The 25175-nt window shown below is 51.0% G+C and carries 26 protein-coding genes and 1 pseudogene; 15 read left to right on the top strand and 12 right to left on the bottom strand.

What is annotated here, in order from left to right; translation table 11 throughout:
* Nucleotides 1–1323, bottom strand: coding sequence for an SrfA family protein (locus U0026_RS11985; protein ID WP_062773435.1), 1323 nt, complete (start codon nucleotides 1321–1323; stop codon nucleotides 1–3).
* Between the two features lie 245 nt (nucleotides 1324–1568).
* On the opposite strand from U0026_RS11985, the gene amyA reads away from it, so the two are divergent.
* The 3 genes from amyA to U0026_RS11970 all read left to right on the top strand — a co-directional run bounded on the left by amyA (nucleotide 1569) and on the right by U0026_RS11970 (nucleotide 5049).
* Nucleotides 1569–3056 (top strand): alpha-amylase, encoded by a 1488-nt coding sequence (amyA, locus tag U0026_RS11980; RefSeq protein ID WP_062773438.1) that lies wholly within the window; start codon nucleotides 1569–1571, stop codon nucleotides 3054–3056.
* A 151-nt stretch (nucleotides 3057–3207) separates the two neighbouring features.
* Nucleotides 3208–4806: an ABC transporter substrate-binding protein gene (locus U0026_RS11975; RefSeq protein WP_062773441.1), complete on the top strand. Its 1599-nt coding sequence runs from the start codon at nucleotides 3208–3210 to the stop codon at nucleotides 4804–4806.
* A gap of 9 nt (nucleotides 4807–4815) precedes the next feature.
* Nucleotides 4816–5049, top strand: coding sequence for a DUF2526 family protein (locus U0026_RS11970; RefSeq protein ID WP_062773444.1), 234 nt, complete (start codon nucleotides 4816–4818; stop codon nucleotides 5047–5049).
* A 97-nt stretch (nucleotides 5050–5146) separates the two neighbouring features.
* Here the strand turns inward: U0026_RS11970 and U0026_RS11965 are convergent, their stop codons facing one another.
* Nucleotides 5147–5596, bottom strand: a complete 450-nt coding sequence (locus U0026_RS11965; RefSeq protein WP_062773447.1) for a DMT family transporter — start codon at nucleotides 5594–5596, stop codon at nucleotides 5147–5149.
* Nucleotides 5593–6111: a GNAT family N-acetyltransferase gene (locus tag U0026_RS11960; RefSeq protein WP_062773449.1), complete on the bottom strand. Its 519-nt coding sequence runs from the start codon at nucleotides 6109–6111 to the stop codon at nucleotides 5593–5595. The genes U0026_RS11965 and U0026_RS11960 overlap by 4 nt, the downstream gene beginning before the upstream one ends.
* 38 nt (nucleotides 6112–6149) lie before the next feature.
* On the opposite strand from U0026_RS11960, the gene U0026_RS11955 reads away from it, so the two are divergent.
* Nucleotides 6150–6722 carry a helix-turn-helix domain-containing protein gene (locus U0026_RS11955; RefSeq protein ID WP_062773452.1) on the top strand — a complete coding sequence of 191 codons (573 nt, stop codon included), beginning with the start codon at nucleotides 6150–6152 and terminating at the stop codon, nucleotides 6720–6722.
* Between the two features lie 115 nt (nucleotides 6723–6837).
* Nucleotides 6838–7497, top strand: coding sequence for a GntR family transcriptional regulator (locus U0026_RS11950; RefSeq protein ID WP_062773455.1), 660 nt, complete (start codon nucleotides 6838–6840; stop codon nucleotides 7495–7497).
* A 51-nt stretch (nucleotides 7498–7548) separates the two neighbouring features.
* Here U0026_RS11950 and pqqU read toward each other — a convergent pair whose 3' ends face one another.
* On the bottom strand, nucleotides 7549–9660 hold the full coding sequence (pqqU, locus tag U0026_RS11945; RefSeq protein ID WP_062773458.1) for a TonB-dependent receptor PqqU: 2112 nt from the start codon (nucleotides 9658–9660) through the stop codon (nucleotides 7549–7551).
* A 252-nt stretch (nucleotides 9661–9912) separates the two neighbouring features.
* On the opposite strand from pqqU, the gene yncE reads away from it, so the two are divergent.
* The gene (gene yncE / locus U0026_RS11940) at nucleotides 9913–10977 is read left to right on the top strand and encodes a 7-bladed beta-propeller protein YncE (protein ID WP_062773461.1); all 1065 of its coding nucleotides are present in this window, start codon (nucleotides 9913–9915) and stop codon (nucleotides 10975–10977) included.
* Nucleotides 10978–11120: 143 nt separating this feature from the next.
* The gene (locus tag U0026_RS11935; protein ID WP_062773464.1) at nucleotides 11121–11342 is read left to right on the top strand and encodes a YgdI/YgdR family lipoprotein; all 222 of its coding nucleotides are present in this window, start codon (nucleotides 11121–11123) and stop codon (nucleotides 11340–11342) included.
* Between the two features lie 12 nt (nucleotides 11343–11354).
* Here U0026_RS11935 and feaR read toward each other — a convergent pair whose 3' ends face one another.
* Nucleotides 11355–12263, bottom strand: coding sequence for a transcriptional regulator FeaR (feaR, locus tag U0026_RS11930; RefSeq protein ID WP_062773467.1), 909 nt, complete (start codon nucleotides 12261–12263; stop codon nucleotides 11355–11357).
* Between the two features lie 233 nt (nucleotides 12264–12496).
* Here feaR and U0026_RS11925 point away from each other — a divergent pair, with 233 nt between their 5' ends.
* The 4 genes and pseudogenes from U0026_RS11925 (at nucleotide 12497) to U0026_RS11915 (ending at nucleotide 15808) form a co-directional block, all read left to right on the top strand.
* Nucleotides 12497–13996, top strand: coding sequence for an aldehyde dehydrogenase family protein (locus U0026_RS11925; protein WP_062773470.1), 1500 nt, complete (start codon nucleotides 12497–12499; stop codon nucleotides 13994–13996).
* A gap of 61 nt (nucleotides 13997–14057) precedes the next feature.
* Nucleotides 14058–14171: an AbrB/MazE/SpoVT family DNA-binding domain-containing protein gene (locus U0026_RS22840; RefSeq protein WP_444979799.1), complete on the top strand. Its 114-nt coding sequence runs from the start codon at nucleotides 14058–14060 to the stop codon at nucleotides 14169–14171.
* Nucleotides 14171–14493, top strand: a pseudogene (mazF, locus tag U0026_RS11920) (endoribonuclease MazF). Before U0026_RS22840 ends, mazF begins: the two are co-directional and overlap by 1 nt.
* A 91-nt stretch (nucleotides 14494–14584) precedes the next feature.
* Entirely contained in the window at nucleotides 14585–15808 is a 1224-nt protein-coding gene (locus U0026_RS11915) for a serine hydrolase domain-containing protein (protein ID WP_062773472.1), read from the top strand.
* An 87-nt stretch (nucleotides 15809–15895) separates the two neighbouring features.
* Here U0026_RS11915 and U0026_RS11910 read toward each other — a convergent pair whose 3' ends face one another.
* Together U0026_RS11910 and U0026_RS11905 are read right to left on the bottom strand one after the other, a co-directional pair.
* Entirely contained in the window at nucleotides 15896–16378 is a 483-nt protein-coding gene (locus tag U0026_RS11910) for a glutathione peroxidase (protein ID WP_062773475.1), read from the bottom strand.
* A 193-nt stretch (nucleotides 16379–16571) separates the two neighbouring features.
* Entirely contained in the window at nucleotides 16572–17486 is a 915-nt protein-coding gene (locus U0026_RS11905) for a LysR family transcriptional regulator (protein WP_062773477.1), read from the bottom strand.
* A gap of 283 nt (nucleotides 17487–17769) precedes the next feature.
* Between U0026_RS11905 and U0026_RS11900 the strand changes: the two genes are divergently transcribed.
* Nucleotides 17770–18636 carry an arylamine N-acetyltransferase family protein gene (locus U0026_RS11900; protein WP_062773481.1) on the top strand — a complete coding sequence of 289 codons (867 nt, stop codon included), beginning with the start codon at nucleotides 17770–17772 and terminating at the stop codon, nucleotides 18634–18636.
* A gap of 282 nt (nucleotides 18637–18918) precedes the next feature.
* On the opposite strand, the gene U0026_RS11895 is transcribed toward U0026_RS11900, so the two are convergent.
* Nucleotides 18919–19164 carry a SymE family type I addiction module toxin gene (locus U0026_RS11895; protein WP_303740920.1) on the bottom strand — a complete coding sequence of 82 codons (246 nt, stop codon included), beginning with the start codon at nucleotides 19162–19164 and terminating at the stop codon, nucleotides 18919–18921.
* Complete coding sequence (locus tag U0026_RS11890) at nucleotides 19095–19391, bottom strand: ash family protein (RefSeq protein ID WP_126440749.1); 297 nt, start codon at nucleotides 19389–19391, stop codon at nucleotides 19095–19097. Before U0026_RS11890 ends, U0026_RS11895 begins: the two co-directional genes overlap by 70 nt.
* Before the next feature lie 509 nt (nucleotides 19392–19900).
* Here U0026_RS11890 and U0026_RS11885 point away from each other — a divergent pair.
* Entirely contained in the window at nucleotides 19901–20221 is a 321-nt protein-coding gene (locus U0026_RS11885; protein ID WP_004197483.1) for a hypothetical protein, read from the top strand.
* Nucleotides 20222–20541: 320 nt separating this feature from the next.
* Here U0026_RS11885 and U0026_RS11880 read toward each other — a convergent pair whose 3' ends face one another.
* A complete protein-coding gene (locus U0026_RS11880; protein ID WP_062773487.1) occupies nucleotides 20542–21591 on the bottom strand; it encodes an NAD(P)-dependent alcohol dehydrogenase in 1050 nt (349 codons plus the stop codon).
* Nucleotides 21592–21703: 112 nt separating this feature from the next.
* Between U0026_RS11880 and U0026_RS11875 the strand changes: the two genes are divergently transcribed.
* Nucleotides 21704–22087, top strand: a complete 384-nt coding sequence (locus tag U0026_RS11875; RefSeq protein ID WP_062773490.1) for a winged helix-turn-helix transcriptional regulator — start codon at nucleotides 21704–21706, stop codon at nucleotides 22085–22087.
* A gap of 207 nt (nucleotides 22088–22294) precedes the next feature.
* Complete coding sequence (locus U0026_RS11870) at nucleotides 22295–23239, top strand: alpha/beta fold hydrolase (RefSeq protein ID WP_062773759.1); 945 nt, start codon at nucleotides 22295–22297, stop codon at nucleotides 23237–23239.
* A 162-nt stretch (nucleotides 23240–23401) separates the two neighbouring features.
* Here the strand turns inward: U0026_RS11870 and U0026_RS11865 are convergent, their stop codons facing one another.
* Both U0026_RS11865 and U0026_RS11860 read right to left on the bottom strand, forming a co-directional pair.
* Nucleotides 23402–23974, bottom strand: coding sequence for a TetR/AcrR family transcriptional regulator (locus U0026_RS11865; RefSeq protein WP_062773492.1), 573 nt, complete (start codon nucleotides 23972–23974; stop codon nucleotides 23402–23404).
* 96 nt (nucleotides 23975–24070) lie between these two features.
* Nucleotides 24071–24934: an arginase family protein gene (locus tag U0026_RS11860; protein ID WP_062773496.1), complete on the bottom strand. Its 864-nt coding sequence runs from the start codon at nucleotides 24932–24934 to the stop codon at nucleotides 24071–24073.
* Between the last annotated feature and the right edge of the window lie 241 nt (nucleotides 24935–25175).

Raw genomic sequence — 25175 nt, 5'->3', positions numbered from 1 at the left:
TTACGCTCCCGTCTTTTTAAAGGTCAACGGGACAACCGTTTTGGCGTCAAACCGTGCGGTACAAACGGCCACATTGCTGTTTCCGGGTTTACAGCTGACTTCCGGTAGCGGATAGCGCGTACCGTCGCTGCACTGGGCATTGCCGCGGCTTTTAATCATCAGTTCGCCGTTTTGGTGTAAGCCTGAGAATATTGCTGCTTTGCAGATAATATTACCTTCGCGCACCACGCGGGCAGTGCCTTTATTATTCTGGATTTGATAGCGCAGACTTGGCGCTTTACCGCTATGCGCGTCGCTGATATCCATCTGCAGACGCCAGTTGCCGTTGAGAAAACGGGTGGTGCCGGTGCGCATTTGCGTGGCATCCATCACCATAGCGTCTTTCGGGATAGCCGCAATCACTACCGGTTTCTCTTCTTCTTTAACCACCGGCTCGGGCTTGAAACTGGCCTGATGCAACGGTAGCGAAGCGGTTAACACAGGGAGGGGGGCGGAGTCGGGTATTTCCGGCACGGCAACGGTCTGGGCAACCGGCTCTGATTCTGCCTGTGACGTCGGGATCATTAATGGCACCGCAATAGCGACGGCAGCGACGGCTGCCGCGAGCGGGATCCCCCACATCCAACGGATACGACGCGCCGGAGATGGCGGGGCGGAAACGATCGGCAAAACAGGCGCTGGCGTTTCAGCTGGCTCTTCATCCGGTAACGTATACGCGTTAATCAGCGGCTCATCTGACGCCAGCAGCGGTGCGTCCGCTTGCTGGAAGACGATAGCCGGAGTTTCCGGCTCTTCAATGACCGGAACGTCGTCAATCACCGGCTCCTCTACGGCTTCCGGCTCAACATAGCGCAAGCAATCCAGCGTATCTTCACGCGCGGCTTCGTTTAGGTTCACGAACCCCCAGAAGCTGATAACGGGCTTGCCATCGACCAGAAAAAGGTGGTTTTCACCGGGAAACTGGAGCGATTTTTCCAACAGCGCACCGAACAGCTGCTGCGCGGTTTTGTCAGATTGCAGGCACTTTTTGCTGAGCGTGCGAGCGCTCTCCTGCAACCCTTCTAAATAATGTAGTGCGCGAGTGCGTAGCGTCTCGTCGGCGGCTTTCCAGCTCACCACCTCGCCATGAACAGGCGAATACCAGTCTACCCGGTCGCCCTCATCGTTAAGCTGCGGGATCGCCAGACAATCAGCCAGAGCGAGTTGTTTGCGTAAACGCAGGGTTTCACGCACCTGCAACGCCAGATGAAATACGGTTTGCCCGCCGCCGCCTACGGCCTGGAAATCATCAAGACTTCCGCTGCGTAAAAGAATTTTTGCCACGTTCTTGTCCCATAGACTTCTTCACGGCATTACTTTACGCAAAGCGAAATGCAACAAACGGCGGATGAAAGGGGTAAATAGGGTAATTCTCGTGGCATTGAATGTTTTTACTTAAGTTAAATCTTGTGGTTTTTTCCTATAGTGACAACACCGGTCATACATTCTAGCGACTTAAGGTCATAGAACATCGCGGACCGCGTATTTCCCATTTATAGTTCTTGTGTCGCTTTACACGGAGAACAGGTATGCGCAACCACACCTTATTACAATGCTTTCACTGGTATTACCCGACGGGCGGTGAACTGTGGCCGGAAGTGGCGGCGCTCGCACCGAATCTGCAAGAGATTGGTATCAATATGATCTGGCTGCCGCCTGCAACTAAAGGCGCGTCCGGCGGCTATTCCGTCGGTTATGACAACTACGATCTTTTTGACCTTGGCGAGTTTGATCAAAAAGGGACGACCGCGACCAAATACGGTGATAAAGCCCAGTTGCTGGAAGCTATTGATGCCCTAAAGCAGCACGAAATTGCGGTGCTGATGGATGTGGTCGTCAACCACAAGATGGGAGCGGATGAAAAAGAGCATATTCGTGTTCAGCGCGTCAATGCAGACGATCGCACGCAAATTGACGAGGAAATTATTGAGTGCGAAGCGTGGACGCGTTACACGTTTCCGGCTCGTGCGGGGAAATATTCGCAGTTTGTCTGGGATTACAAATGCTTTAGCGGTATCGACCATATCGAAAATCCTGATGAAGACGGCATTTTCAAAATCGTAAATGACTACACCGGCGAAGGCTGGAACGATCAGGTCGATAACGAAATGGGTAATTTTGATTACCTGATGGGTGAAAATATCGACTTCCGTAATCATTCGGTGACTGAAGAGATTAAATACTGGGCGCGCTGGATGCTTGAGCAAACTCATTGCGACGGTTTCCGTCTCGATGCGGTGAAACATATTCCCGCGTGGTTCTATAAAGAGTGGATTGAACACGTACAGGAAGTCGCGCCTAAACCGCTGTTTATCGTTGCAGAATACTGGTCACATGAAGTCGATAAATTGCAGCAATATCTTCACCAGGTTGATGGCAAATCGATGCTGTTCGATGCCCCTTTGCAGCTGCATTTCCATGAAGCATCGCGGATGGGCCGTGATTACGACATGAGTCAGATTTTCACCGGTACGCTGGTGGAAGCTGACCCGTTCCACGCGGTGACGCTGGTTGCCAACCACGATACGCAACCGCTTCAGGCACTGGAAGCCCCGGTAGAAGCGTGGTTTAAGCCGCTGGCTTATGCGTTGATCCTGTTGCGTGAAAACGGCGTGCCGTCGGTCTTCTATCCCGATCTGTTTGGCGCACATTACGAAGATACCGGCAGCGATGGCGAAACCTATACCATCGACATGCCGGTTATTGCGCAGTTGCATGAATTGATCGACGCCCGTCAGCGTTTCGCCCATGGGGTACAAACGCTATGGTTCGATCATCCGAACTGCATTGCCTTTAGCCGTAGCGGAACTGACGAAATGCCAGGCTGCGTGGTCATGCTCTCGAATGGCGATGACGGGGAGAAAACGCTGACCCTTGGGGAGAATTACGGCCATAAACGCTGGAAAGATTTTCTCAACAATCGGCAAGAGATCGTCGAAACCGACAGTGAAGGCAGCGCGACCTTTACCTGCAATGGCGGGTGCGTCAGCGTGTGGGTGATGGAGGAAGTGCTCTGACAAATACTCCAGCGTCGCAGGGCGTTGGGGTATTTAATTGATGTTAATGGATTAATTTATGATTTATGCCGATTGGTTATTTGCCAGCTTTGTAGTGCTGTGCTGTTATTAGTACGACCGTCCTTATAATAAAATCGAAAGGCATATAACCATGACCACAGGGAAAACGCTCCTCGCGCTAGCACTTAGCGCGCTGTTACCGGCAAGTGCTGCTATAGCGGCAAACAACGACACGCTGATCTACTGTTCCGAAGCCTCACCGGAATCTTTTAACCCGCAGATTGCCAGCTCCGGCCCGAGTTTTGTGGCCAGTTCTCAGGTGTTGTATAACCGCCTGATAAACTTCGATCCGGTGAAAAACACGCCGGTACCTTCACTGGCTACCGAGTGGACGATTTCGCCGGACGGGCTGACCTACACCTTTACGCTGCGTCAGGGCGTGAAATTCAACAGCAATAAATTCTTTAAACCGACCCGTGATTTCAATGCCGACGACGTTGTTTTCTCCGTGCTGCGTCAGAAAGATAAAGACCACCCGTATCACAACGTATCGCAGGGTAACTATGAATACTTTAGCGACGTGGGCCTGGATAAGCTGATTAAAGAGGTTAAAAAGGTCGATGATTATCACGTGCAGTTCGTGCTGAGTGAGCCAAATGCCGCGTTTCTCGCGGATTGGGGGATGGACTTCGCGTCAATTCTCTCCGCAGAATATGCTGATGTCATGCTGAAAAAAGGCACGCCGGAAAACGTCGATAATTGGCCAATCGGTACTGGCCCGTATGTACTCCAGCAGTACAAAGTGGATTCACAAATTCGCTATCTCGCCAACCCAAACTACTGGGATGGCGCGGTGCCAACCAAGCATCTGATCTTCTCCATCACGCCAAACGTCGAAACACGACTGGCAAAACTGCAGACCAACGAATGCCAGATTATCCCGGCACCTTCTCCGGTCCAGTTTGATGTGATTAAAAAGAATCATGACCTGGCGCTGCACGCGGTTGAAGCATTGAACGTTGGTTATCTGGCGTTTAATACCGAGAAAAAACCGTTTGATAATGTATTGGTCCGTCAGGCGCTGAATTACGCGACCGACAAACAAGCGATCGTTAACGCGGTGTTTATGGGCTCCGGGACGGTGGCGAAATCGCCGATCCCGCCAAATATGCTGGGCTACAAAAAAGATCTGCAGGATTACGGCTACGACCCAGAGAAAGCCAAAGCGCTGCTGAAGCAGGCGGGGCTGGAGAAGGGCGTTGACGTGACGTTGTGGTCGATGCCGGTGCAACGTCCATACAACCCGAACTCGCGCCGAATTGCTGAGATGATTCAAAGCGACTGGGCGAAAGTGGGCGTGAAGGCTAAGATCGTCAGCTATGAATGGGGTGAATACCTGTCGGGGATCCGCAAAGGTGAACACGACAGCGCCCTGTATGGCTGGATGTCAGATAACGGCGACCCTGACAACTTTGCCAATACGCTGCTTGGCTGTGGCAGCATAAAATCCGGCTCTAACGCCGCGCGCTGGTGCAATAAAGAGTATGATGGTCTGATGAAGAAAGCATTGGTCGAAAGCGCACCGGCTAAACGCGCCGCGCTTTATGGCCAGGCTCAGGAAATTTTCTATCAGCAGGCCCCGTGGATTGCGCTGGCGAATGGCAAAACCTTCTATGCCACCCGTAGCAATATCAGCGGTTACAGCGTCAGCCTGATGGGCAGTGATTTCTCGAAAGTGAAAATTAATTAAGGAGTGAAGATGTCGCATCTGGATGAGGTTATTGAACGCGTCGAAGCCGCGCTTGCGGAAAACGTGATTACCCATATGAATGAGTTACTGCTGGTGTTGAGCGAGGACGCAGAGTTAAGCCGCGAAGATCGTTTTACCCAACAGCAGCGTCTGCGGGTTGCCATTGCACATCACGGTAAAAACCAGCAAGAGCTGGAAGAAGCGCGTCGCGAACTGCTCAGCCAGGGCGGCACCATTCTTTAGTTTGTCGGCTGTTTTGTACCCGGCGGCGTATTTGCTCAGCCGGGCTACATTTTCGCATTTTTGTAGCACGTGTAGGCCTGATAAGCGTAGCGCTGCCTCAAAACTGTCGTTTCGCCACCAACCACGCACCAACAATCAACATCACCGCACCGCATACCGGACCCACCAGCGCGCGCCACGGCACGCCGTGACTTCGTACTACGTCCATCACCAACCCGCCAATTAACTGACTCGCCACCAGCACCGCAATCGTTGTGGCGGCTCCCACGTACTGATAACCGCTGATGCTGGCAAACACAAAAAACGATCCCAGCAAACCAGGAATGAGCGTCCACCATTTAATCGTCGACACCAGCTCGTTCACGCCTGACATACCGTGCTTAATCAACAAAATAGTGACAAACAGCACGATACCGACCAGTGAGTTCAGCAGCATCGCCACCAGAATAGTGGAGGCCGACTGGGTAATACGCACCATCAGCGTGTTCTGGATAACTAGGCCAATTCCGGCGGCTATCAGGAACGTCAGCGTGAGGGAGTGGTTCATGCCTTACCGTCCGGATCGTGACGATTATCCAGCTGAAGCTGCATAAAAGTAAGATCCAGCCAGCGACCAAATTTCGTGCCGACCTGCGGCATTTGCCCGGTGGTGATAAAACCGTGCTTCTCGTGCAGATGCAAAGAGGCGTGGTTTTGCGATTCGATACCCGCCACCATCACATGTTTACCGCGACGTCGGGCTTCATCAATTAACGCGCCCAGCAAAATATTGCCCAACCCTTTACTCTGATGTTCCGGGTGGATATAAACCGAATGCTCAACGGTGTGGCGAAAACCCTCAAAGGCGCGCCAGTCACCATAAGAGGCGTAGCCGGTGATGACATCATCTTCTTCACTGACCAGAACCGGGAAGTGACCAAACTGACGCGCTTCAAACCACGCAATACGGTTGTCGGTATCGACGGTTTTGTCGTTCCAGATTGCCGCGGTATTGACTACCGCATGGTTATAGATTGCCGCAATCGCGGCGCAGTCTTCTTTTGTCGCAAAGCGAATAGACATAGTTGCACCCTGTATGTTGTTCACTATATTATTACGCCATGAATACTATTGAAGACAACCTAAATCAGCGGATCGGTGCAAGAATTCGCATTGAGCGTGAATCACGCGGCTGGTCGCTGAGCGATTTGGCTGACCGTGCCAGTGTGTCCCGGGCGATGATCCACAAAATTGAACGTGGGGAAAGTAGCCCGACGGCAACGCTGTTGGCAAAGTTATCCGGCGCGTTCGGCATTAGCATGTCAACGCTGATAGCGCGTGCGGAAATGCAGGAAGGTAAACTGCTGCGCTTTGCCGACCAACCGGTATGGCACGATCCACAAACCCACTATCTGCGCCGCCACGTGTCACCACGCGGTGAGTTGCCGATTGATTTAGTGCAGATAGAACTGCCTGCGGGCAGCGATATCCCCATGCCCGCCTCGGCATATGCGATGGCGCGTCAGCTTATCTGGGTGCAAGGCGGTGAACTGCTGTTTATGGAAGGGAGTGTCGCGCATCGTATGCAGGCGGGGGATTGCCTGGAGCTTGGGCCACCGAATGACTGCCGCTTTATTAACGAACGGGATGAACCTTGTATTTACCTGGTTGTACGCCTGAACGTTGCGCTGTAGCGCTATTATGAAGCTAATATAGAAATATATGTTGTATTTTATGAGCAAAAAACAAAACGCCAGCTATTAATTATTATAGAGCTCTGGGTCTCTAATAATTGGAGTTATAATAAAAATGCTGGATTTTGCAAAAGCACGACGTATCAGTTTAACGCAGCAAGTAGAGAATAATATCAGGAATGCGCTCATTGTCGGTGCTTTGAAACCAGGTGAGCGGCTGGTGACGCGAGAATTGGCTGTGAGTCAGGGGATCAGTATTACCCCTGTCCGTGAAGCGTTATTACGACTGGTCTCTTCAGGGGCGCTACAGGCCGCGCCAGCTCAGGCATTTATGGTGCCGGTGCTGACGCATTCAAGCTATCGTGAAATCAGCCAGATTCGTAAGAATCTCGAGGGCATGGCGACGGCGATGGCCTCACGGCGTTTAACCTCGCAGAAGTTAGGGGAATTAAATCACCTCGCGTTATTATTTCACGAGGCTAAAGCTTCTGGTGATATCACTAAAATGCTGCAAGCTAATTACCAATTTCGCTTTAGGATCTATGAATATGCTGAAATGCCGACGCTTATGACACTTATTGAACAATTATGGGTTCGTGCGGGGCCAAGTTTTCATTATTTATATTCAAACTCAATAGAACCGTTTCAGCAAATAAATGTTTACCAACCTTTACTTTCAGCGCTGGAAAAGAAAGAACCTTCTGCCAGCCAAATGGCGATATGCCAGATTATTGATGAGTCAGCGACTTTTTTACAGCAGCAGTATCAACACTAGTCCTCTGGCAAGAAAGATGTATCCGGGAGTCTCCCGGATACATCAAATCACTTATTCAAAACGCCAAGCAACATTCAATCCGACGCCATAGTTACGGCCCGGAGCGGGTTCGTAATAACGACCGTTAGACTCATTAACGATAACTGAGCCGACGTACTCGCGGTCAAACAGGTTATCGACGCGACCAAACAGATCCAGGCTCCAGTTGCCCGCATCAAACTTGTAGCCGGTATTGAGACCGACCACTGTCCATGATGGCGCGCGCGCGGTGTTTTCGTCATTTGCCATAATATCGCTCAGATAACGAATATCCGCCCCGGCGTACCAGCCGCTTTCAGGCTCATAGCCCAGCGAGGCAAAGCCCATATTGCGGGCAATACCCGGAATGCGGTTGCCGTTACAGCTGGCATCATCACAGACGTTCGTCCGGTAGGTGGCATCAAGCCAGGTCCATGCCGCCTTGGCGCGCCAGTTCTCAGCGAACTGTTGATCAAGAGATAGCTCCGCGCCCTGACGACGGGTCTTCCCGGCGTTTTTATAGCTGGTACGTCCGCCGCTACTGCTGTCCACAACAATCTCGTTATCGGTATCTGTCTGGAACAGGGCCGCGGTTAAGAGACCATTGCCAATACGCGTTTTACTGCCAATCTCCACGGTTTCGTTTGTCGACGGTTGTAGACCAAAATTGAGCCCACTTTGATCGCCAGAGCGGTAAGAAAGTTCGTTAATCGTCGGTGTTTCAAAACCCCGGCCGGCGGAGAGATACACGTTCCAGGCATCGCTTACCGCATACTTTAACGAGCCCGCAGGTAGCCATTTGTGATAGCTGGTGTCGCCACTGTCATCGCCATTTTTCGCAGTCACGTAATGGTCATTGGAATCAAACCATACTGAACTGTAGCGCACACCCGCATCCAGACTCAGTTTGTCGGTCAACTGCCACTGGCTTTGGATATAGGGATCGAGGTTCCACATCAAATTGCGTTCGTTACGACGCAGATTACCTTTCTCGCCATACTCCGGCGTGTTGCCGTTCATCACGAAGTTTTCGTAACCGTGGCGTTTTTCGCTCATCGTTTCGTAATCCAGCCCGGTGGTAAAGGTCACCGGTACCAGCAGTTCGCCACGGTGCGTCCAGCGCGTATCAATACCCTGATAATGGCGGTCGAGATCGATAACGCCACCGGCGTGAGTTGGCTTCAACTGTGGCGCGCGCGGAATAGACTGATACTGCGTGGTTTGGCGCTCACCCGCATACATCATGACGCTAAGATCATCATGCTCGCTCAACTGACGCTCATAGCGTAATCCCGCCTGCGTCTGCTTCACGCTCTTGCGCGTATTGTACTGATCGCCACGTGGTGATTGCTGCGGGTTCTGATGCATTTCGCCGTAGCTCAGACCACCCGGATCGTTGGCTTTAATATCCACGCTGTTAAACAGCAGAGTCAGCTTGCTGGCGTCGTTGATGCGTACGCCCAGTTTGGCATTGGCGAGGTTCTTGCGTGCTGCGCTGTGGTCTCGGTAGCCGTGAGTAATAAAGCGATTTGTGGAGACGGTGTAGTCGACATCGCCCGACTGCGTGCCGTCGCCCACGGCACCGCTGGCTTTCATGCCGTAGTGCCAGGTGCCGAAACTGCCGTAGTAGCTGCTGGCTTCAATTGTGGTTGGCTGCTTGCCTTTCTCGGTGCTCACATTGACCACGCCGCCGGACGAGTTACCGTACAGGGCAGAGAAGGGGCCGCGTAGCACCTCAATACTGTCGACGCTGCCGATATCAATATTCGAGGTTTGCCCCTGACCATCGGGCATGGTGGCCGGGATGCCATCAACGTACATACGGATGCCGCGCACGCCGTAGGTGGAACGGGAGCCGAAACCGCGAATAGAGAGCTGGAGATCCTGAGCATAGTTTTGGCGGTTTTGGATCTGCAAACCAGGTACGGCGCCCAGCGATTCAGACAGGTTGATGCGCGGGGTGGCATGGCGCATATCTTCGCCATCGACCACGCTCACGGCGGCAGGCGTATCGAGTTCGGACACGGTCTGCGGGGCCGCCGTCACAATTAGCGTTTGTTCGTCATCAGCCCAGGATAATGGCGAAAAAATAAGCGGTAGCAGCAACGCAGGCAGCGTCACTGCGCGAACAGTAATGATTTTCATGGAAAACTCGCAAATGTACCAAATGGAACAACTCGAATAGGGTAATACTTTTGTAAATATATTGAAAACTTTAGCAGCATAAATCGTTAATTGCAGGTAATGAAATGGCAACTATTTCGTTGTCGGAACAAAGAAAAGCTCCACTTTACATAAATTAATGATTACTATTCGCATCTATAAAACGTGGTGCAACGACGCCGCGAAGCCAGAAGCATGTGAAGCGTAAAAAATCAGTCATCAAAGGGAGTCGTCATGTCATTACGTCAATTGTCCGCACCGCGCCTGCGCCGTTCTCTGCTGTTAAGTGCTTTACTGCTGGCGGGGAGCTTTAGCGCACATGCCGCAGACGAAATGCTGCGTAAAGCGGTCGGTAAAGGGGCATATGAAATGGCCTACAGCCAGCAGGAAAACGCGCTGTGGCTGGCCACCTCACAGAGCCGTAAAACCGATAAAGGCGGTGTGGTTTATCGTCTTGACCCGATAACGCTGGAAGTCACTCAGGCTATCCATAACGATCTCAAACCGTTTGGCGCCACGATCAATGCGCAGACGCAAACCCTGTGGTTTGGCAACACCACCAACGGCGCGGTTACCGCGATTGACGCCAAAACTGGCGAAGTAAAAGGCCGTCTGTTACTGGACAGCCGTAAGCGCAGCGAAACCGTTAAGCCGTTGCAGCCACGCCAGTTGGCGGTTGATGAGAAGACCAACACCGTGTACATCACCGGTATTGGTAAAGATGGCAGTGCGGTGTGGGTTGTTGACGGCGACAAAATTGCGTTGAAAACCACCATCGAAGGCACCGGCAGCTTCGGGACTGGCCTGGCGGTAGATGCTGATAAACAGCGTCTTTACGTCACCAACGCCGATGGCGAACTGATCACCATCGATACGGCGGCGAATAAAATCGTGAGCCGCCAGAAGCTACTGGACGATGGTAAAGAGCATTTCTACATGAACATCAGCCTGGATAAAGACGGCCAGCGCGCATTCATTACCGATGCAAAACAGCCGGAAGTCCTGGCGGTGAACCTGAAAGACGGCAAAGTACTGGCGAAAGTGGATACCCAGGAAGGGCTGGCTGTGCTGTTCAACCCAACCCGTAACGAAGTTTACGTGACCCAGCGTAAAGCGGGTACGGTAACGGTTATCGACGCCAAAAATTACAAAGTGACGAAAACCATTCAGACGCCAACTTTCCCGAACAGCCTGGCGCTCTCCGCCGATGGTAAAACGCTCTACGTTAGCGTGAAGCAGGAATCTACCCGTCAAAAAGAGGCCACTGCGCCTGACGATGTGATTCGTATCGCGCTGTAAGCCACAAGCCGGGAGGTGCGATGTGCCTCCCGGAACGGCAGATTTATCTCCTGTTACATCCCGTTTATACCTGCAAAGACAGGTTCCGGCATACAATAAACAGACTTAAGCCCACATGGTGTGGGGATAAAAACGGAGAGAGCATGAAAAAGACATTTTACGTTCTGGGAATGGGCGCGATGTTACTGGCGTTGGCAGGTTGCACGACCAACTATGTCATGACCACCAAAAGCGGCCAGACGATTGTCACAGAGGGTAAACCGCAGTTGGATAAAGAAACGGGTATGACGCGCTATACCGATCAGAATGGCAATGAGCGTCAAATCAATAGCAGCGATGTCGCACAGTTGATTAAAGATAATTAATGCGATTGCCGTTTAGCGACCGCGTTTACGATACTCGCCCGGCGACATGCCGAACCGCTGCTTAAAGGCGGTCGAGAAATGACTGTGGTCGCTAAACCCCCAGCGATAGCCAATTCCCGCCAGCTTTTCATCATCACGCGCGCTTTGCAGCGCGCGGGCGCACAAATCTAAACGTCGATTTTTGATGTACTGCGCAACCACCAGACCCTGGTCGGCAAACAGCCGGTACAAACTTCTCAGCGACATCCCCGTTTCGCCTGCCAACCACTCCGGGCGCAGGTGCTCTTCCTGAATTGCATCATCAATCAGCGCCATAATGCGCGAAAACTGTTTCTCTCGGCGCGAGGGCTGCACATCCTGCTGATGCAACATGGGACGCAGCAGGCAGACAATCGCATCAAGCGCGGCTTCACTTTCGCTGGCGGACAACATGGGGCTGCTCATGCTTTCATGCAGTAAACGCTGGCTAAGTTGTACCATTGGTAAGGATTTATCCAGACGCGTGGCAACACTTATTGCACTTCCGCGCAGCTGGTTTTCCAGTAACTGACGAGGCAGGAGCAGGGAAACCTGGCGTGAGGTTTGTTGCCAGAGAATAGAACACGGCTGCGAGGCGTCGATGAGTGTCATATCGCCAGCTTCCAGCTTCACCTGGCGATCGTCTTGTTCAATACTGGCCTGGCCGGAGAGTTGAAAAACAGTGTAGAACCAGGCATCGTTGCCGCGACCAATCTCTTGACGCGTACGATATAAATTGACGTTGCGCGAGGTGACGGTGCTCAGTTTCAGGCTGCCCGCATAGCTGGTATCAATTTCCCCATGAAAATCACCGTCCAGCTGACGCGCAGCAAACTGCCCGCAGACCTGATTAATCTTCGCTAGCCAGTCCTGGTACTTCTCGCCGCTATCTACCGCCGCCATAAGTCATCTCTGAAATAAAAATGTATGGTTATTGTTGCATTTATGTTGCATTAAAAAAGGCTGAAGTGTGGAATATAGGAAAGAACTATTACCTGCCACACATTTCTGCCAACGCAATCTGTCGATTTGCGGTGTCTGTCACAGCCGCAACAGCGAATGTCACAGAGACGAAAGCGGTATCTGTTCACCCGCCGTAGACTGAAATCACTCCTCGTGAAGAATAAGGTGACGATATGTCTGCACAACAAGTGGCACTGCTCGAAAGCGTACAACAATTCCTCGACCGCCAGCATGGCCTGTTTATTGATGGTGCACAGCAGGCAGCTCACAGTGAAAAACGCCTGACCGTCTGGAACCCGGCCACCGGGCAGGAAATTGCCAGCACGGCGGACGCGAATGCAGGCGACGTCGATCGTGCGGTGATGTCCGCCTGGCGGGCGTTTGTTTCTCGCAGTTGGGCCGGGCGCACGCCTGCGGATCGTGAGCGTATCTTGCTACGTTTTGCCGACCTGGTGGAACAGCATGGCGAAGAACTGGCGCAGCTTGAAACGCTGGAGCAGGGCAAATCAATTAATATTTCCCGCGCTTTTGAAGTGGGTTGCACCCTGAACTGGATGCGCTACACCGCTGGGCTGACCACCAAGATCAGCGGCCGTACGCTGGACGTGTCGATTCCGTTCCCGCAGGGCGCACGCTATCAGGCGTGGACTAAAAAAGAGCCGGTTGGCGTGGTGGCCGGGATTGTGCCGTGGAACTTCCCGCTGATGATTGGCATGTGGAAAGTGATGCCTGCGCTGGCGGCGGGCTGTTCCATCGTCATCAAACCGTCGGAAACCACACCGCTGACCCTGCTGCGTGTGGCGGAATTGGCGACAGAAGCGGGCGTGCCGGATGGCGTATTCAACGTGGTCACCGGCAGCGGTGCGGAATGCGGCGCGGCGTTAACCTCGCATCCGCAGGTGGCAAAAGTCAGCTTTACCGGCTCCACCGCTACCGGCAAGCAGATTGCCCGCGTTGCGGCTGACCGCCTGACCCGCGTGACTTTGGAATTAGGCGGTAAAAACCCGGCTATCGTGCTCAAAGATGCCGACCCGCAGTGGGTAATCGAAGGGCTGATGACCGGTAGCTTCCTGAACCAAGGGCAGGTGTGCGCTGCCAGTTCGCGTATCTATATTGAAGCGCCGCTGTTTGACACGCTGGTAAGCGGTTTTGAACAGGCGGTGAAGTCGATGCAAGTCGGACCTGGGATGCTGGAAACTACCCAGATTAACCCAGTGGTATCGAAAGCACACTGCGCCAAAGTGGCGGCTTATCTCGACGAAGCCCGGCAGCAAAATGCGGAACTGATCAGCGGCAATGTCGGCCCGGATGCACAGGGTTTCTATGTTCCGCCGACGCTGGTGATTAACCCGGACGCGAACCTGCGGTTGACCCGTGAGGAGGTGTTTGGCCCGGTGGTTAACCTGGTGCGCGTTGCCGACGGCGAAGAAGCGCTGCGCCTCGCCAACGACAGTGATTTTGGCCTGACCGCCAGCGTGTGGACGCGAGATCTGACGCAGGCGCTGAGCTATACCGACCGTTTGCAAGCAGGTACGGTGTGGGTTAATAGCCATACGCTTATCGACGCCAACCTGCCGTTTGGCGGCATGAAACAGTCGGGAACCGGGCGTGATTTTGGTCCGGACTGGCTGAATGACTGGTGTGAAACGAAGTCGGTGTGTGTGCGGTATTAACTGAGTTGTAGGCCCGATAAGCGAAGCGCCATCGGGCATGACGATGCACGATGGCAGCGTAATGTCTACACGGGGCATGTTTAAACAAATGGATGCGCTGCTTTCTGGCATCACGCCTGAGAACGTGCATGACAAGGTCGACTTCGGTAAGCCGGTTGGTAAGGAACTCATTTGATGGTTTCTCGCTTCGTCCCGGATTCCGGGGATTTAATCTGGATAGACTTTGACCTCGTCGCAGGACATGAACAAGGTGGTCACCGACCTGCTGTCGTGCTGACCCCGTTTGCCTATAGCAATAAAGTGGGGCCGTTCCTTGTACCACGCAGGTGAAAGGCTATCCCTTCGAAGTCGCACTCTCCGGAAACCGTGATTCATTTGCGCTCGCGGATCAGGTCACCAGTGTGGATTGGCGAGCATGGAAAGTGGTAAAAAAAGGCACGATAACGCAGTTGGAGTTAGCGGATATTAAAGCCAGGGCGAAGGCGCTAATAGGCTAACTCCGTTGTGTAACTTATCCTTTCTTGCTTTCCGGCAGGCTAAGTGTGGTACATTTCCGGCACACAAACGCCCCCGCTCACATTAAGAAGTATGCAGAACAGACTTAAATCATTTCGCTGGCTTGTGATTGTTATCCCGTCACTAAGCGGTTGCGGTACGCTTTCGCAAATGTCATCCCCGGCAGGTACCCAGGAACTCCTCACTCATCAGTCGCTGGACGGCGACGTTGATAGCGTGGTGCGTCACTATATGGCGCAAAAATCTGTTCCTGGGATGACGGTCGCGGTGATCCACAACCACGGTTCACCGCAGTTTTACAGCTGGGGCGTAACTGATGCGGTTCATCGCTACCCGGTCAGGCCTGATACTCTGTTTGCCCTCGGCTCGCTCAGCAAAGGGATTACGGCGGAAGTGGTGGCTTGTCTGGTGAATGAAGGCCGACTGCATTGGGATGATAATCTGGCGACATTGCTTGCGCCGGATACGCCGCTTAGCGCGGATGCACCGCTTAGCGCGGATGCACAAAAAATTACTCTACTGGAATTGGTGACTCACACCTCCGGCTTGCCGCGTCAGAATATGGATATTCCGATGTTGGGAAAATTCATCGGTTATTTGGGCAGCGGGGAGAATTTTTATGGTGAACTGGATAGCGATAACGTGCTGCGTTATCTGGCCAACTGGCGGGCACCACAGCATAAAACGCCGGAATATTCCAATATTGGCTACGCTTTGATCGGCTATATCCTGAAACATAAAACCGGCGAAGATATACAGAGTTTAGCCTCGCACTATATATTTCGACCGTTGCACATGGCTAATAGCAGTTTTACGCCGCAGAAGTTAAAAGGATATCCGCAGCGTGCGCTTGGCCACGCGGGTGACCAGCCTAAATTCATTGCGCGCGGACAACTCACTCCAGACTGGCATTTTTCCAACAACATGGTGGCGGCTGCGAGTTTATACAGTAACGCCGAAGATCTGGCCACCTATGCCCGCTATCATGTATCGACGACCAACAACCGCTTACTGGATAGCGTATTTAACGAAGTCAGCAATACCGATATTCAAAGACCAGGCGGTTTACAGGGGATTGCCTGGGCCACCGACTTTATCGAACAGGAAAAAATCACTTATCAGGTAGGGTATATTGGGGGCTATTCCAGTTTTATCGGTTTTGATAAGGAAAAAGGCAATGCGGTAGTGGTACTGCAAAATACCTTTAACTGGAGCAATTATATTGGTATCGCGTTATTAATGGATATGGCGAAAAATGACGACAGTAGCCCCGGCAACCATTTTGCAAAGAATTAATGCTTTGCAAGAGTTAAACCGCATGTCGCATCCCTTTGTTGATTAGCGTTTGGCGCGAACTTCATCATCACGCGAAGACAGCAATGCTTAGCGTTTAAGCGCAGCAACGATTGTAGCTTCCATCTTCTCCGGGGTCGTGATGGGGGCAAAACGTTTAAGCGGTTTACCGTCGCGTCCAATCAAAAACTTCGTGAAGTTCCACTTGATCCGCCCACCCAGTACGCCGGGCAATTCCTCTTTCAGATAACGAAACAGCGGGTGCGTTGCTGCGCCGTTGACCTCGACTTTCTCGAACACCGGAAAGCTCACGCCGTAGTTGATGTGGCAGGTCTGCGCGATTTCATCAGTACCGCCGGGTTCCTGCTTGCCGAACTGGTTGCAGGGGAAACCCAGCACCACAAGACCCTGTGCGGCGTATTTCTTGTATAGCGCTTCAAGCCCTGCGTATTGTGGCGTGAAACCACAATGGCTGGCGGTATTCACCACCAGTACCAGCTTGCCAGCATAGTCTGACATGGGGATGAGTTCGCCACGTAGACTGGTGGCAGTCAGTTGGTGAAAGGGAGCCATTTTGAAATCCTCACGGTGAAGTGCCTTTGCAGGGTTATTCACACAATTAGAACTTATGTGATACATATTTGTAAAGTCAAAGGAGGAGGGCAAGAAACTCTTCAGTTTGCTGTTATGCGACTCGTAGAAATAACCGAAAGTTAACGATATTGATAATTTCTACGCCATCGGTTTGATTAACTGAAAAATAAGCTTAAGGAACCACATTTTCATTATCTGAGGGAACGCGGCTTTTTTCCCTTAACACATTCACATTATCCTTGCAGAATTCTATGTAGGCTCTGGCCGCGGTGGAAACATGTCTGTGTTTTTTATAAACCAGATTCAATGATGAGAAGGGCAAGCGTGTCTTAGGTAAAACCTCAATCAGTTTTCCACTATGAATGTATTCCGCAGCAAAAAAAGCAGGTAACTCGGTAATGTAGTCACCCGCAAGGGCTCCTGAGCGCAGATGAAGATAATCATTGACGATGAAGGTCGCTGGAACATCATAGGTATGTTCACCGAGCATCCACACCGGGCGCGCGCCTATCACCGAACCCCAGGCGGCACAGGGGTACTTCATCAGGTCTGACGGCTCTTTGGGGTGTTCACTGCCCTGAAAAAGCGCCGGGCTGGCGACCAGAATATGCCTGAAATCCATGAGATGGCTCGCAACGACATCATCATCAGAGATGCTTCCAACCCTCAGTGCAACATCAATACCTTCAGACACTAAATCCACTCGACGTTCAGTCGTATAAACATTAATGGCAATACCCGGATATATCCGCTGGAACTGCCTGATGATCTCCCACCACGGTTCAAGTGATTGAGGCATTGTCAGGCGTAATCGGCCTGTAATGCGGGAATCGGCAGTGGTGAGGAATTGCTCGGCATCATTAAGCGTATCAATGGCCGAACTGGCCTGATCCAGCAATTTTTTCCCCGCCTCTGTCGCTCTGCAACCTTTTACCGTTCGTTCGAGCAGAACAACATCCAGCTCATGTTCAAGTTCAGCGATCCTACGGCTTAGCGTCGGAAGCGGTATGTTGTTTTCCCGCGCTGCTGCAGAAAGGCTACCGCAGCGGGCTGTCAGAACAAACATTTTTAAGGCATTTAAGTCCATCCAGTCCTCTCAAATATGAAAGCATCATTCTCAATTTAGACGCTACACAGTACTGAATGTGGATATTAAAATACAGTCACTTTCAGTTGTAAATGCCTGTATTGATAGAAAGATGTCTAATATGGAGTCGATTCAGCATGTATCTGACGCCATCAGGACTTTTAAAACACAAAATCTGTGTGCTGATAAACTCTCAAAAATGACAAGACAATATCTACAGACTGTTAATCTGACGATGATATCGCTGAGCAACCTCGCACAGACTTAGGAATATGACATTATCATGAACGATTTAGTAAAAGCCTATCTGGCTCGCCTTGGCCTTGACGCCGAAAAACCCTCCATCGAGGCACTTACCCGTTTACATCAAGCGCATGTAGAGCGGATCCCTTACGAAACATTCTGGATCCACCTTGGGCAGGATTGGGGAATTGACGCCATGGAAAGTTTCAGGAGAGCGGCAACAACCCGACGGGGGGGTTATTGTTTTCAGTTGAATGGCGGCTTACATACGCTACTTACCCACCTTGGTTATCGTGTGAGTCTTCACCCAGCAAACGTCCACGGTGCAGAAGGCCCTGAGCATATAAAACTGGAAAACCATGCAGCTATCATCGCTGAGGGACTGCCGAGTGAAACGAATCCTAACGGGAGATGGTGGGTGGATGTCGGCCTTGGTGATGCGCTCCATGAACAAATGCCTCTGATGAATACGACCGTTTGCCAGGATTCGATGCAGTTTGGTATGGAAGCCGTGGGCAAGGGCGGCGTGGGTGATTGGCATCTCATTGCCGATCCATCGTGTTGGATCGCGGGCGTGAATATGGCTGAGCAATGCGCTTCTATGAGTGATTTCGTAGACCGGCATCACTTTAATATGCATTCCCCAGAATCCGGATATGCCAAAGTTGTTACGGCACAGCTTCGGAAACCACATGGCAAAACGATTATGCGAGGTTGTGTGCTGACAAAAACCGATGGCGAAGCCGTGACGACTCACACCTCAACATCTTTACCAGAGTGGCAAGACGTGCTGGGAGATGAATTCGGTCTGACTTTCGAAAACATTCCTGAGACGTCGCTTAAAAAACTGTGGGTTAAAGTACAGAAGATCCACGAAGAATGGCGCCAGGCTCGTGAAGGTGCGTAAAGCCGCAAATTGTTGACGACCGGCCGGAGCGGTATCGCTGCACGTAGTTCCAACAGTCGAGTATTTGATTTGCTCATTATTCGGCAGCGAGCGAAATCTTATGAGTATTGCAACTGCACTAATCGCACGATCCCTTACATAAAACCATGTTTGATGTCTGGGGCTGATACAAACTCGCCTATCAAAAAAACGGCGATAAACCTAACCCGGTTTTATCGCCGTTGATCCGCTAAAGACGCGCGACTTTTCCCACTCGTCAGGGGCGAACATTTGCCCCTGTTGTCAGAAGCGTTTACGTCGCTTAATCAGCGTAATATCCCCGGTATCCTGCAGCGCGCCGGGAAAGGTTTTCAGCCATGCTTTGACTTTTCGCTGATTGATATAGGTTGCGCTCATACCTTCAAGACAGCCCCAAAGCTCGCGGGTATTTTGCGGGGTAATCACAATGCAGTCTTTCATCACGCGAATTTTAACCGGCATCCCGTTAATAAAACCGGCTTGAGCCATCCACTCGCCGTATAAAGGGATCGCGCGTGCTTCAACCTGTGAATAGAACTCGCAGTGGGTAAAATCTGGGACGGAGTCTGAAGTGCAGACAGGGGTGAGGGGTGTCGCCATGGGGCAGCCTCCGATGAGTTGTGGTGATGGCCACTACCAGAGGTTCCAATCTCGTTGGTGGTGGAACCAGACGGGGTTGGAACTACCGGCCTCATCGACACCGGCGCATCTTGCGATGCCCCCGCCTGGCCCACCATTGAGATGTGACCGTGCGCACGACATAAAAAAAGCGCTAACGCGCATTATGTCGTCGATGAAGTTGGGACAGGGTTCCAATCCTGGTACCTGATTTTGCAGGTACAACAATACGATACAACGCTTACCGACGCCGGGCAATACCGTTTGCTGGAAGGCGGCTCGCAGAAATGAGCGAAATACCACGGTAATGCAGCGGGTAAAGCGTTGAACTCATGCTTTTATATTCTGTGATGGTGGGCTGTTGTTTCGAACCAGACATGCCTGAAGGGGGCATAACGACTGCTAAGAGCAAGAAGTGGAAGTTAAGGATCCATATTTACATCGATGTGTTCTGAATCATATTGAACAGTTCACCTGACGTTCTTGTTTTTCGGTTAGTGTGATTTATTTCTCTAAATATTCAATACGATAGCTGTATGCAAATCTATAAATAGCAATTGGTTTAATTTATGTTGTATTTCAGTTTGTAGAATAGAGACTAACCAAATACATAAGGATTGTTCTTTACATGAAAACACTAGTAATTGCCACCACCATTTTAATTGGTACTTTTCTAAGCGGTTGCTCTGTGCAAAATGATAAAACACAGTTTCAAGGCCTGGGTCTGACATATCAGTCCGATGTCAAAAAACTGGATAATGGGAACTACCTCACTGAGGTAGAAGCTGCTCCTGCTGCAGGTCGTATACGAGGCGCTATTGGCACTGCAACAAAAAAGGCTTCTGATTTCTGTAGGGTACAAAATAAATCTATGAAAGAAGTCAGAACTGATATTGATACACACTTACTTGTTAATGGCGTTGCTCGCCTGACGTTTAAATGCGTTTAAATATTCCTACGGTTTATGACTTTTCATAAAACTAAGGTGGCTGTTGTGAAATATGTTCTCTCTGCGCATATTCTTACGGCCACTAGGTGATAATATAGTTATCCCCTAAAAACGTCCCTTTCCCTGTTGGAGATATTCCGATATTCACCTATTTATACCAATACCTCCATTCTTCATTAAGGGCTAAGGAGCGGTTTGCTTGAGCTAGTAGTAACGTCCGTTCCTGGCACACAGCAGCCGAACTAACTGAGCAGAAGGTCCGCTTTGACGCTAAGCGGCCAGAAATGGCGGCCCGGAACGGCTATGGGCCTGTCGCTCCACTACCAGCGCGTGGCCTGCATATCGATGACAAAGCGATACTTAATGTCTCCCTTAAGCATACGGGCGAAGGCAGCCTCAATATCTTCGCCACCGATCATTTCAATATCGGCGGTAATATTATGCTCGCCGCAGAAGTTCAACATCTCCTGGGTTTCCCGAATGCTGCCAATCGACGAGCCGCTGATGCTTAAACGCCGAAACACCATGGACGTAATATTCGGCGAGTCGTGTGGTTGGTCTGGAATACCTACCAACACCAGGCGGCCATTGGTTTTCAGCGTGGCCAGATAAGGATTAAGGTCGTGCGGTGCCGCCACGCAGTCAATGATAAAATCCAGCGAGGTTTGGCAGGCCGCCATTTGCGTGGCATCGCGCGATACCACGACCCGTTTTGCACCCAGACGACGGGCATCTTCTCCCTTCTCCGGGGAGGTTGTAAACAGCGTCACTTCCGCCCCCATCGCACTGGCCAGTTTCACGGCCATATGGCCTAACCCTCCCAGGCCCACAACACCAACGCGATCGCCTGCAGTAACGTTGAAATGGCGCAGCGGCGACCAGACAGTCACCCCCGCACATAACAGCGGAGCAACCCCGGCAAGAGACAGGTTGCGCGGTACAGAAACAACAAAATGTTGATCGACAATCACGCTCTGGGCATAGCCGCCCCGGGTTCTTTCGCCGGTATATTTATCCATGCCATTGTAAGTAGCCGTAAAGCCGGCTTCACAGTACTGTTCTTCATGGTTCTTGCAGAAATGGCACTCGCGGCAAGAGTCGACCATCACGCCCACACCGACGATATCACCGGGTTTAAAATGGGTGGCCTCGTCGCCAACGTCTATCACTCGCCCGACAATCTCATGCCCTGGCACCAGTGGATATTGACTTACCGCCCATTCGTTACGCGCCATATGGAGATCGGAGTGGCACACGCCGCAATAGAGGATCTCAATTTTGACATCCTGTTTCTGTAACGGGCGCAGCGAAATCTGGCCTGATAGTAAGGGTTGTGTCGCGTCATGTGCGACTAATGCATTGATCTTCATCTCACCTCAAGAATGTACTGGTTTAGGCTAACTCAAGAGGGCAGACTATAGTCAACAGGATCCCATATTGATAGTAGTTACCATTTGGTGACCATAAGCAGAGGACAGAACAGTGCCAGCCTGGGTTGAAGGTAAACTTTATTTCTATGCGGACTCGCCGCCGCGCCGTCTGATGGAACTCTTTTCCGTTAAATGGAGCACAATGGTGCTGCACGCGCTGTATCACTGGCCGGATGAACGCGCGCGCACCGGCGAGTTACAGCGTAGCCTGCAGGGGATTTCTAAGAAAATGCTGTTCCAGACGCTGAAAGAGTTGGAACTGCGAGGTTTGATTGCCCGCCATGTGTACGACGTGATCCCACCCAAAGTCGACTACCGACTGACCCCACTAGGCAGAACCTTTGCCGAACCCATTGAGCAAATGTACCAATGGGGGTTAGAAAACCAGGCTGCACTCGATGAAATGGAAACCTGTTATCAGGCGGCGTCCAGCTAACGGCTTTGCAACACCATCATGCTGCTATGAGCGAGGAGCGGACATCAGATCTGTACGGCTGCATAATTTATCTGTTTCTGCGCGCAGCGATCTTTATCTGATACCTTCCCTCATCGACCGGGGTCAACCCTAAATATGGTGGTAGTGCCCCCTACCTTCATCGCGTTAGTCTGTCTGCGTTATAAAACTCCAAAAACGAAGATCTTTATGGAAATTATTTTAATGCATCATGGAAAACCGTCTTTTACAGGTTCTATTCGTGCGATGCTCGGAGGGGCTTTATTATTGGCGTCTGTCTTCATCCCGATGGTCAAAGCTCAATCTCTGCCCCTATCATCAGAACATCCGAACTTGCAGCTTATTTCCGTTCAAACGCAAGGCTCAGGAACGGATGTCATATTGATTCCAGGGCTGGCGTCGTCTCGCGCAATCTGGACCGATTTAGTATCAGGTTTACAGTTGAGCCACCGCGTTCACATTTTAGAGCTAGCGGGCTTTGCGAGTACGCCTGCTATTTCCAACCGGGACGGTAAAATCATCGCTCCAGTCGTTGACGCCATCGCTGAATACATCCGCACCCAACACATCAAAGCTCCGGCGATCATTGGTCATTCACTTGGCGGGGAGATTGCATTGATGTTAGGTGCGCGGCATCCTGACCTGGTTGGTCGCTTAATGATTGTCGATGCTTTGCCGTTCTATACGTTAATGATTGACCCTGCGGCGACCAGCGAAACAGCTTCCCAGCGTGCTGTTGCTACAAGGGACTGGATACTGGCGCAATCGCCGGAAGAATTTGTAGCGTTTCAGAAAACATCCATAGCCCGTTTAGCCAGGACCGAGGCGGTGAGGCCTGCTCTGGTGGCTGCCGGGCTCAGTTCCGATCGCAGAACCATTGCAGATGCTGTGTATGAATTGATGATTACCGATTTGCGCCCCGAACTTGGCCGCATTAAAGCACCGATTGAGATCGTTTATGCGTATGACGCCTTATTCGGGGTGCCTGCATCCGGCGTGGATGAAATGTACCGTCGAGCCTATACCAATACGCCCGATATCCATTTCACACGAATCGATGACAGTTTTCACTTTATCATGCTTGATCAGCCAGAACGGTTTTCCAGCGCGGTTCAGTCATTCTTAAATAAATAAGGCATGTTTGCACATCAAGTCGACGTTGCTGCTGCAGCCGTAAAGCAGTGATGTCAGCTTCTGGCACACAGCAGACAAACTCGTGGCGCTGAAGGTCTGCTATGAGCTAGGAACAGACATTTGCGATTCGTGGGTTATCGTTTTGACTAAACCTGTTTGGCATTATTTCAATAATTTTGACATTAGCTCAAAAAACATAGGCAGGTCACGGCTAAAAGAGAAGGACGCGTTTATGGCTTTGCGTGCGATTAAACCATCGATAAAGGCAAAAAGTATAATCGTGGTTTCTTCCTGGCTAATGCCCCGGCGAAACTCTCCCGCAGCAATACCTTCTGCGATAATCCCTGCAATACTTTGCCGCATGATGGTATCACTGGAAATATACGTTTTTTGCAATTCAGGGTTCCGCGCAGACTCCGCCATGATTTCAACCCACAGTTGATGCGTGACTGGGTATCCTACATCGCTTATGCACGAAGTAATCTGCTCGCAAAGGCGGTCGAAATAAGTGCCGTTATAAGGAGCATTATGGGCTGTTAATGCAGAATTTTGCTCTTCAAGAACGATTGCCTTGATGAGGTCATCCTTGCTTTTGAAATACGTGTACATCGCTCCCTGACTGATCCCAGCCCGGGTAGAAATTTCACGCACGCTTGTCGCACTAAAGCCTTTTTCTGCAAAGCAGGCAGCAGCAGCGGTAATCAGTTTACGGTAGGTTTCGGTTTTCTTTAACATGTTGACTATTATGTTTAATCTGGTATCCGGACTGTAGCGCGCTTTTATTCCTGGAGCCAGTGTTGAACTCGGTAGTCTGGCTCCAGGAATCAGATGTTACTTCATCAGCGGTAACGCACTGAGCATATTCTTGAGATTCAGCATATCCCACGGCAGATGTTCCGCAATCGTAAGGCCGACAGCTTCCGCTTTTGAGGTTGCCTGATCTATCAGATTTAGAACATCTTCCATGGATAGTTTACCTTCTGCGACGTCACCAAAGTCATGTTCTCCTCTGCCAGGCTTGGCGAAAAGAACCGAACGGAAAAGTGACGGATCGAGAACGTCCAGATCAATGTGTATTGCCAGATGTTCAATATTTTCTCTCTCGATCCATTCAGTGACATCGTTCGCGTCGTTTTTAACCTTTTCAGGACCTACCGTCTCAATGCTATGACTAGCAAGATATTCAGCTTCATAAGGCAGTGGATCGTGGATACCTGCAATCATTATTTTTGAAGGGTTGAGTCTGGTTGATACATGAGCAACTAAATCTTTATCACCCGTTCCAATTAGCGCTCCAAGAACATGGGCATGGGCATTCGGATATTGTTTTGCAGTCTGCACATCAGGATGAGAGTCAATCCAGAGCACACCCAGTTTATCACCGTATTTATTAAGCAGATGGGCAAAAGGAGCCAGTGATACCAGGCAATCGCCACCAAAAACGACAATTGAATCGGGATTATGTTTCTCAATCAGAGTGGCTGCATCGTTGAGTTGCCTGATAATTTGGGGTTTAGCGGTAATGCCATCCACTACGGGCTGTGGCTCCGTTGTGGGCTCATCGACCGGAACAGACTCAATAGGGCCATCCGATCCGGGGGAAAGATACGAGAGAAGAAGCGACCCAAGATGATAGGGGGGATTATTGCCTCCTTGCCATTGAGGAAATAAAAGTCTGAGCGTTGTACTGGTCATAATTTGCCTTTGTTTGCTTTGATAACAGACTGAATTGAGTGAATCATAACTCAGATATGAATGAACGCTCATTCATTTTTTGCGTAAACATTGTTCTTCAACAAGCAATACGGCACGTTAAGTTAACTAAAAGGATAAAAGTCATTTTTGCAGGCTAGCTTCAATCTACGTCCGCTCTTGGCACAAACCAGCCCCTCAAACAAAAAAACGGCGATAAACCCATCCCCCGGATTTATCGCCG

Origin of the sequence: Kluyvera intermedia, from assembly GCF_034424175.1 — a bacterium.
GTDB lineage: Bacteria > Pseudomonadota > Gammaproteobacteria > Enterobacterales > Enterobacteriaceae > Kluyvera > Kluyvera intermedia.
This window is presented reverse-complemented; position numbering and strand designations above follow the sequence as displayed.